This is a genomic window from Candidatus Clostridium eludens (assembly GCF_045310515.1).
GTDB classification, from domain to species: domain Bacteria; phylum Bacillota; class Clostridia; order Clostridiales; family Clostridiaceae; genus Clostridium_B; species Clostridium_B eludens.
Map to the genome: position 1 here is coordinate 45,213 of NZ_JBJHZX010000032.1, position 7,941 is coordinate 53,153.

The 7,941-nt window shown below is 32.0% G+C and carries 7 protein-coding genes and 1 riboswitch; of the genes, 4 read left to right on the forward strand and 3 right to left on the reverse strand.

Going from position 1 to position 7,941, the window contains the following annotated elements; genetic code table 11:
* Positions 1 to 10 precede the first annotated feature (10 nt).
* Positions 11 to 122, forward strand: a riboswitch (SAM riboswitch).
* Between the two features lie 2 nt (positions 123 to 124).
* The gene (locus ACJDU8_RS18595; RefSeq protein WP_406793663.1) at positions 125 to 250 is read left to right on the forward strand and encodes a hypothetical protein; all 126 of its coding nucleotides are present in this window, start codon (positions 125 to 127) and stop codon (positions 248 to 250) included.
* A gap of 13 nt (positions 251 to 263) precedes the next feature.
* The gene (locus ACJDU8_RS18600) at positions 264 to 1,544 is read left to right on the forward strand and encodes an O-acetylhomoserine aminocarboxypropyltransferase/cysteine synthase family protein (protein ID WP_406793664.1); all 1,281 of its coding nucleotides are present in this window, start codon (positions 264 to 266) and stop codon (positions 1,542 to 1,544) included.
* 121 nt (positions 1,545 to 1,665) lie between these two features.
* On the opposite strand, the gene ACJDU8_RS18605 is transcribed toward ACJDU8_RS18600, so the two are convergent.
* The gene (locus ACJDU8_RS18605; protein WP_406793665.1) at positions 1,666 to 3,591 is read right to left on the reverse strand and encodes an aconitate hydratase; all 1,926 of its coding nucleotides are present in this window, start codon (positions 3,589 to 3,591) and stop codon (positions 1,666 to 1,668) included.
* Between the two features lie 36 nt (positions 3,592 to 3,627).
* Complete coding sequence (locus tag ACJDU8_RS18610; RefSeq protein ID WP_406793666.1) at positions 3,628 to 4,989, reverse strand: 2-isopropylmalate synthase; 1,362 nt, start codon at positions 4,987 to 4,989, stop codon at positions 3,628 to 3,630.
* 473 nt (positions 4,990 to 5,462) lie between these two features.
* On the opposite strand from ACJDU8_RS18610, the gene ACJDU8_RS18615 reads away from it, so the two are divergent.
* Together ACJDU8_RS18615 and ACJDU8_RS18620 are read left to right on the forward strand one after the other, a co-directional pair.
* Positions 5,463 to 6,188 (forward strand): lysophospholipid acyltransferase family protein, encoded by a 726-nt coding sequence (locus ACJDU8_RS18615; protein ID WP_406793667.1) that lies wholly within the window; start codon positions 5,463 to 5,465, stop codon positions 6,186 to 6,188.
* A gap of 45 nt (positions 6,189 to 6,233) precedes the next feature.
* Positions 6,234 to 7,100: a ComEC/Rec2 family competence protein gene (locus ACJDU8_RS18620; RefSeq protein ID WP_406793668.1), complete on the forward strand. Its 867-nt coding sequence runs from the start codon at positions 6,234 to 6,236 to the stop codon at positions 7,098 to 7,100.
* A 239-nt stretch (positions 7,101 to 7,339) separates the two neighbouring features.
* Here the strand turns inward: ACJDU8_RS18620 and ACJDU8_RS18625 are convergent, their stop codons facing one another.
* The gene (locus ACJDU8_RS18625; RefSeq protein ID WP_406793669.1) at positions 7,340 to 7,522 is read right to left on the reverse strand and encodes a hypothetical protein; all 183 of its coding nucleotides are present in this window, start codon (positions 7,520 to 7,522) and stop codon (positions 7,340 to 7,342) included.
* Between the last annotated feature and the right edge of the window lie 419 nt (positions 7,523 to 7,941).

A 7,941-nucleotide genomic window follows, 5' to 3' on the forward strand; every position in this document is an offset into this window, starting at 1 on the left:
AATACGGAACTTCTTATCCAGAGAGGCAGAGGGACTGGCCCTATGATGCCCGGCAACCTGAATGATTTTTTATGATTCAACGGTGCTAATTCCAGCAGGTATAAAAACCTGAGAGATGAGAAGCATGAAGAAAAATCTTCTTGTATCTTATCTTACAAGAAGATTTTTTATTTTTACTTTTCCTTGGATTATAAGCAGAAGTTTCGTGCAAGATACTAAAAACTTTGAAAATATAGATATAAAGTATTAAGGAGGAATAAAAAATGAGTGAAAAAAAATTATCATTTGAAACATTACAGGTACATGCAGGTCAGGTGCCAGATCCAACTACAGGAGCAAGGGCAGTTCCAATCTATCAAACAACATCCTTTGTATTTAAAGATGCAGACGAAGCTGCAGACTTTTTCCAATTAAAAAAACCTGGAAATGTATATGCACGAATAATGAATCCAACACAGGATGTATTTGAACAAAGAATAGCAGCTCTTGAAGGCGGCTCTGCAGCCCTTGCTACATCATCAGGAATGGCAGCAATTTTATACTCCATACTTAATGTGGCAAGTTCAGGAGATGAAATAGTTTCAGTCAGCACATTATATGGCGGAACTTATGAATTATTTTCAGTAACTTTAAAGAAACTTGGAATTAAGGTAACATTTGTAGATCCAGATGATCCAGAAAATATCAGAAGGGCTATTACCCCTAAAACTAAAGCAGTTTATGGAGAGACAATAGGCAATCCAAGAATTAACATTTTAGATATAGAAGCTGTAGCAAATATTGCCCATGAAAATAAAATACCTCTTATCTTAGATAACACTTTTGGAACACCATATCTTATCAGACCAATAGAATATGGGGCAGATGTAGTTGTTCATTCTGCAACTAAATTTATTGGAGGACATGGAACTGCAATTGGTGGAGTTATAGTGGACGGTGGTAAATTCGACTGGGCTGCAAGTGGTAAATTCCCTGATTTTACGACACCTGATGAAAGCTATAATGGATTAGTATATTCAGACTTAGGTCCTGTGGCCTTTGCTATAAAAGCCAGAGTTCAACTTTTAAGAAATACTGGTGCCGCACTTAGTCCTCAAAGTGCATTCTATTTTCTTTTAGGTTTAGAATCATTATCTTTGAGAGTTGAAAGACATGTATCAAATACAAGAAAAATAGTTGAATTTTTAAATAACCATCCAAAGGTTTCCTGGGTAAATTACCCTGAACTAGAAGGTAGTCCTTATAAAGATTTAGCTAAGAAATATCTGCCAAAAGGTGCAGGATCTATATTTACCTTTGGAATAAAAGGCGGCCTTGAAGCAGGAAAGAAATTTATAAATAGTCTTGAACTATTTTCACTGCTTGCAAATGTAGCAGATGCGAAATCTCTTGTAATTCATCCGGCAAGCACTACTCATGCAGAACTCAATGAAGAACAGCAAAAAACTGCAGGAGTTACTCCAGACCTTGTAAGACTTTCCATTGGAGTTGAAGGTGTACAAGATCTTATAGACGACTTAGCACAAGCTCTTGATAAAGCTTAACAATAATTATGCTATGATTTCATTAAGTTAAATTCCTCCCATAAATAAATATACCGCTTATTTAAATGAAAAGCCATCATTTAAGTAAGCGGGCTAATAAAAAATACTTACAAATAAAATTTTAGTTACTGCTTCTTTTTACTAAATTCAATAAACCACCATATCTTATCATATTTCTTTGTCTTTCAGTAACATCTAGCAACATTTTATACTCTTCATCTTTAGTTTTATTTTTTACCGTAACAATATCATTTTCAATTTGTGTTAACGCATCTTTGATTTCCAATTCATCCATAGTATCTATTTTTTCATAGTCATCCTGATTCTCAAATACCAGAGTAATTATACCATTATTTATAAGATTTGCCTTGTGAATTCTGGCAAATGACTTAGCCAGTACTCCCTTTACTCCTAAATAAAGTGGAGCAAGCGCTGCATGTTCTCTACTGGAACCCTGTCCGTAATTGCCTCCTCCTACTATAAAGCCTCCCTGATTTTCCTTTGCCTTTTTAGGGAAATCCTCATCACAAGGAGTTAAACAATATTCCGACAAATAAGGTATATTAGATCTATAAGGTAAAAGCTTTGCATTAGAAGGCATTATGTGATCTGTAGTTATGTTATCTTCTACTTTTGTGAGAACTTTGCCTCCTACAACATTCTCCAAAGCCTTTGCCTTAGGAAAAGGTTTTATATTAGGACCTCTTACTACTTCAACTTCCATTCCATTTTCCGCAGGAGCAACTATCATGTTATCCTCTACTAAAAATTCTTCTGGCATCTCTATATTAAAATATTCTCCTAACTTTCTAGGATCTGTTATGTACCCTTTTAGAGCAGATGCTGCTGCAATTTCCGGACTTACCAAATATATTTTAGCAGACTTAGTACCAGATCTCCCCTCAAAATTTCGGTTAAAAGTTCTAAGTGACACAGCATCAGTAGCTGGAGACTGACCCATACCTATACAAGGTCCACAGGCACTTTCAAGTATCCTTGCACCTGCTGCTACCATAGAAGCCAAAGCCCCATTTTCAGCTAACATAGTTAAAACCTGTTTAGAACCTGGAGATATTACTAAAGATACATCTTCGCTTACAGTTTTTCCCTTTAATATACTTGCAACTTTCATCATATCTGCATAAGAAGAATTAGTACAGCTTCCTATACACGCCTGATTTACTTTTATGCTTTCTAATTCTGAAACAGGTACTACTTTATCAGGACTATGTGGACACGCTACCATAGGCTCAAGTAAAGATAAATCTATCTCCATTTCTTCATCATATACCGCATCTTCATCTGGCTGTATACAGTAGAAATCTTCCTCTCTTCCTTGAGCTTTCAAAAATTCGCGTACTACATCATCACTAGGAAATATGGAAGTTGTGGCACCAAGCTCTGCTCCCATATTGGTTATTGTAGCTCTTTCAGGTACTGATAAAGTTTTAACACCTTCTCCTGTATACTCAAAAATCTTTCCTACTCCTCCTTTAACGGTGAGTCTTTTAAGCATTTCCAAAATTATATCCTTGGCTGTAACCCAAGAATTCAATTTTCCAGTTAAGTTTACCTTTACAATGGAGGGCATATTTATATAATATTCTCCTCCCCCCATAGCTACAGCTACATCTAGTCCTCCTGCACCAATGGCAAGCATTCCTATGCCCCCGCCCGTAGGAGTGTGACTGTCTGAACCTAAAAGAGTATCTCCTGGAACTCCAAATCTTTCTAAATTAACTTGATGACATATTCCATTTCCAGGCCTTGAAAAATATATACCATGTTTTTTTGCTACAGTTTGAATATAAAGGTGATCATCCGCATTCTCCGGCCCAGATTGCAATATATTGTGATCAATGTAGGCCACAGAACGTTTTGTTTTAACCCTATCTATTCCTAGTGCCTCAAATTGAAGATAGGCCATGGTCCCAGTAGAATCCTGGGTGAGAGTTTGATCTATTTTTATGGCTATCTCTTTTCCTGGTATCATTTCACCCTTAACTAAATGATTTTTTATGATTTTCTGTGATGCATTTAATCCCATTCTTATCCTCCAATTTTGTAAATTAACAGCTACAGGTTAGCTAGCTCTTTCTTCTGTTTTTTCAATAATTTCTGGCATTACTTTATTCACTAATAATTCTAACTCATTATTGCCTATTACGCTAGTCCTTCCTGATTTATATTGTTCATCCAGCCATGTTTTTATCTTATCAATCCTAGGATCATTTTTATCAACTTTATTATTATCTTTCAATCTATAATAGGTATTAATCCAAGCCGCAATTCCAGCCCGCCCGGAATATTGCCCTACAGCTACTACTACTGGCCTTCCTAAAATTTTATCCGTATCAAATATATTATAAATTTCTTCATCTTTTAATATACCATCTGCATGTATTCCTGCCCTGGTTACATTAAAATCATTTCCTACAAAAGGAGTTCTTACAGGTACAGAATAATTAATTTCCTTCTCAAAATATTCTGCTAGCTCTGTTATAATATGAAGCTTCATATTTTTAGTGTTCCCCTTTATTTGGGCATACTCAAATATCATAGCTTCTAAAGGACAATTTCCCGTTCTCTCCCCTATTCCTAAAAAGGAGGTATTTACAGAAGATGCTCCATATAACCATGCCGTTGTAGAATTATTTACTACTCCATAAAAATCATTATGTCCATGCCATTCTATACACTCCGAAGGGACTTCGCAATTATTTCTAAGTCCATGTATAAGCCCCTGTACACTTCTTGGAATCTCTACTCCATTATAAGATACACCTAAACCTAAAGTATCACAAACTCTTATTTTTATAGGAATGTTGGCTTCTTTTGATAACTTCATCAGTTCATTTACAAGGGGTACTACAAATCCATAAAAATCAGCTCTTGTTATGTCTTCTAAATGACATCTAGGCTGAATTCCATTATTAAGTGTTTCTTTTACTAAATCTAAGTACATATCCATAGTTTCTTTTCTTGTCATTTTAAGCTTCTTAAATATATGATAATCTGAACAAGACATAAGCATTCCTGTTTCCTTAATTCCCATACTTTTTACTAATTTTAAATCTTCCTTATTTGCCCTTATCCATGAAGTAACTTCTGGGAATTCATATCCTCTTTCCATACATACCTGTGCAGCTTTCCTGTCTTTTTTTGTGTATAAAAAAAATTCAGTCTGTTTTATTACTCCCGAATTATTATCTAATTCGTGAAGATAATCAAAAATTCTAATTATCTGTCTGGCAGTATAGGGAGGCATAGACTGCTGCCCATCTCTGAATGTAGTATCTGTAATATATATGTTATCTGGTAAATCCATAGGTAATTGTATTTTATTAAAAGCTATCTTTGGTACTTCTTCATATGGAAATATGTTTTTATAAAAATTAGGATCATTTACATTGTCCAATTTATAATCGTATGAACATTTTTTCATATAAATCATCTCCTTATCTTTAAATATTGGATCTATAATTTAAGATGAATTTTTGAATTATTTTTACTAGATTATTTCATATATATTTTTACCTTTACATATGAAAATGTTATATTTATACTGAAAATGTGAATAATTATTACATATAGGCAAATTTAATAACTATAAACAAGAATAATTATACTTATATTGTAGCACTTTTATAATATTTTAGCAAATAAATTTCGTACCATTATCATACATTTGAATAAAACGTATTCACCAACTTTAATTGTATATAAAATAGGATTTTTTTTAGAGGATATTGGCTCTATGTATTTGAATAAAATATACTATCAATTATAATTTTAGTTTTTACAACTGACTATTATATTTAATGAGTATATACATAAATATAATAGTTCATATGATATAATGGATAAGGTAATATATGCTTACAAAATATAATATTTACAGGAAAGGAGTTTTAACTTATGTTAAAAACTATCTTATTTTACTTTATTTTTTTTCTATATATGGTATCTGCACTGGGCAAAAAATGGAGATTAAATAGAATTAGAAAAACAGGAACTGAACAAGAAGCTGAAAATTACATAAATATATCTCTAAAAAAATGGGCTGATTTTGTATTAAGACTTATAAATGCCAAAATAGAAGTAACTGGAAAAGAAAATCTACCTGACTCTACTTGTCTCTTCGTTTCAAACCATCAGGGTTTTTTAGATATACCCATAATAATTTCTTCTATAGATAGAACGGTTGGATTTATATCTAAAAAGGAAATAACAAAATTTAAATTAATTACTTACTGGATGAGACAAATAAAATGTGTCTTTATAGACAGAAAAAGTATAAGAGAATCTATGAAATCTATAAACGAAGCAATTGAAACCTTAAAAAAAGGGCACAGCATGGTAATATTTCCGGAAGGCACCAGGAGCAAGGGGCCCAGCATTGGTGAATTCAAAAAGGGAAGCTTAAAACTAGCTTTAAAGGCTAAAGTACCCGTAGTCCCTATAGCCATAGATGGAAGTTATAAATTAAGAGAAGGTAATAAACACAGTATGGTAAAATCTGCATATGTGAAAGTGACTATATGTGAACCTATATACATAGATAAACTTTCAAAAGAAGAATTATCCGACATATCAAATATTGTAAAACAGCAAATAATTGAACATATATATATTGAGAAATAATATAAACTATTTATTTAAAATGAACACAACAGGGTGGTTATATTGATGAATTATATAAAAAAATATTTTAATATAATAAGTCTACTAATAGTAATAACTTTTTTAATATCCGGCTGTACAAACAGTGAAAGTACTAATACAATTAGTTTCAAAGATCACTCCCTTCAATTTACAGTACATTATATAGACATTGGTCAGGGAGACAGTGAACTTATTCAAGTAAATGGTAAAAATCTTTTAATAGATGCAGGGCCAAATAAAAATACCCACAAACTGATATCTTATTTAAATCATGAAAATATTAAAACATTGGATTATGTAATTGCCACCCATCCAGATGAAGATCACATAGGTGGCATGAGTAGCGTAATAAAAAAATATGATATAGACAAATTTTATGCTCCAAGAAAAATAGTTAATACTAAAACTTTTGAGAACATGATAGATGAATTAAAATCAAAAAATATGAAAATAGACGTCCCTAAACCAGGTACTCAACTAAATTTAGGTAAAAATACCACAGCTGAAATATTGGCTCCTAATAGTACCAAATATGAGGATACAAATAATTATTCTGTAGTCTTAAAAATATCCTATGGAAATACTAAATTCTTATTTACAGGAGATGCAGAAAAATTAAGCGAAAGAGAAATTTTAGATAAAAACTATGATGTATCCGCTGATGTTTTGAAAATCGGCCACCATGGAAGCTCCACTTCCACTACAGATGAATTTTTAGATAAAGTTTCTCCTAAAATAGCTATTATAAGCTGTGGCAGGGATAATAGTTATGGACACCCCCACAAAGAAACTTTAAAAAAGCTAAAAAAAAGAAACATACGTATTTATAGAACTGATATAGATGGAAGTATAGTTTTGATAAGTAATGGGAAAAGCATAGTTAAAGAGTGAAATAAGTTAAATACTTGTTTAACTTATTTTGTTTTTTATAAAAGTTGAAGATTTATCTATCGCTACTCCTGCTACAATACTTACGCCAAATGCTGGAATCCCTACGTAACCTACAGAAATTTCCACAGCTATAAATCCAGTTTCTATATCAGCAGAATAACTTATAATACTGCCACTGAAACTATTTTCTTGCCTATTTTACTATGAACATAAACACTTATGGAAAATTAATTGTAAATTTAATAACCTATTAGTCTAAAATATATGGAGTTATCAATATCCTGCCATTTTCCGTTACTTAAATAATGGACCGGTTCACTGTATATTGCAGCCTCAAAGGTTGAATCTTCTTTTAAAAAGTGTTTTACGTTTTTTTCTCTTTTTTCTGTAACTTCTCCTACAATTTTTGTTTCTCTAATCACAAAAGGATTTTTAAAATTTATGTAGAATATATCATATTAACAATAATTCGGAAAATTATTTATATGATATCAAAAAGAATGGCTGAGAAAATAGCTACAATAAATATAAACTGCATTCCTGACAATACAATATGTGAGAATGCAATAATTACACTTGTTGTAGACATTATGATGAAATATATTGATTTGTATTAATGTCTAATATATTCCTTGTTTTAATAAGGGTTATTTGGTGATGCAAGGAATAATTTTATCCATAATAATGATACTATGGATAAATAAATATCAAGAAATGTTAAATTTTACGTGCGGAATATAGGATTTAAAAAGAACAAAAAAATAAAAATGGCTCCGTGGAGAGGATTTGAACCTCCAACCCTTCGGTTAACAGCCGAATGCTCCACCATTGAGCTACCACG

What these genes read in the sequence shown, in the direction of transcription:
- ACJDU8_RS18600 (WP_406793664.1), top strand. Translation starts at nt 264, where the DNA reads ATGAGTGAAAAAAAATTATCATTTGAAACATTACAGGTACATGCAGGT.
- ACJDU8_RS18610 (WP_406793666.1), bottom strand. Translation starts at nt 4,989, where the DNA reads ATGAAAAAATGTTCATACGATTATAAATTGGACAATGTAAATGATCCT.
- ACJDU8_RS18620 (WP_406793668.1), top strand. Translation starts at nt 6,234, where the DNA reads ATGAATTATATAAAAAAATATTTTAATATAATAAGTCTACTAATAGTA.
- ACJDU8_RS18595 (WP_406793663.1), top strand. Translation starts at nt 125, where the DNA reads ATGAAGAAAAATCTTCTTGTATCTTATCTTACAAGAAGATTTTTTATT.
- ACJDU8_RS18605 (WP_406793665.1), bottom strand. Translation starts at nt 3,591, where the DNA reads ATGGGATTAAATGCATCACAGAAAATCATAAAAAATCATTTAGTTAAG.
- ACJDU8_RS18615 (WP_406793667.1), top strand. Translation starts at nt 5,463, where the DNA reads ATGTTAAAAACTATCTTATTTTACTTTATTTTTTTTCTATATATGGTA.